The 834-nt window shown below is 33.3% G+C and carries 2 protein-coding genes; both read left to right on the forward strand.

The features are described from left to right. Window positions 1-459, forward strand: a 459-nt coding sequence (locus PKE79_RS16485; RefSeq protein ID WP_271174786.1) for a hypothetical protein, incomplete at its 5' end; no start/stop codon positions are given. After that, a partial coding sequence (locus tag PKE79_RS16490; protein WP_271174787.1) for a hypothetical protein occupies window positions 453-834 on the forward strand: 382 nt, incomplete at its 3' end. The genes PKE79_RS16485 and PKE79_RS16490, both read left to right, overlap by 7 nt.

Below are 834 nucleotides of genomic sequence, written 5' to 3' on the forward strand. Positions count from 1 at the left end.
AATGATGATGTTAAAACATTAGATTGCTCTGGTGACGGTTATGAGTCAATTTTAAAACATTACGAATCATTAGAATTATCAGGTGAATTCTTATTGTTTTTTAAAAAAATAAGAAGTGCCATTTCTGTTTATAATAGAGAATACGAGTTCTGCACTGGTGACCTAGAACCATCTTTGCAGGCTATTGTTCAGTTGATTAGGTATGCCCCTGAACTTGCTGCAAAAAAAGACGCTCAGATTTACTTTGATAAAAAATCAGAGTGTTTTGGGCTTATATATAAACAAACTAAGAAAAGCAAAGGCACGCTAAATTTAATAGTGAAAACAAATAACGAGATTATTTTTTCCTTTGTTAGAAAAGTTTCTGGAGTGGTTAAGGTTACAGGTAGGGCATATATTGGCGATAGCCTTGATAACTCCATTGCTATCAAATCATTATTTAAAATGATGGAGTGGTGATGACTGTGTTATCAACTTTAAATAACCTCAAATCAATCCCTTGTATTAATGCATTTACGGGCAGAGCAAATAATTCATATTTATGGCGTTATGTTATGGAAGATCATAAAGATGAGTTTGGCGCTACAACTATTAAGTGTTTTTATCTTAGGGAGGAAATTTCAGAGGATTATGTGTCTATTTATCATTCAAATAAAGATTATTATGAAGGAATGGTAAGGGATGTACATAAAAGAATCCCTGTAGGGAAAACCAAACCTGCCATATATCTCTCATTTGATGCAGCGGAAGTGATCGAGCAAGTTAACAAACCAGATAAATGTATTGATATAAAGGACGAAGGTTACCCTCACTTGGGTTTGTGGTATTTATTTG

It is taken from the genome of Microbacterium barkeri (genome assembly GCF_027921765.1).
GTDB classification, from domain to species: Bacteria; Actinomycetota; Actinomycetes; order Actinomycetales; family Microbacteriaceae; genus Microbacterium; species Microbacterium barkeri.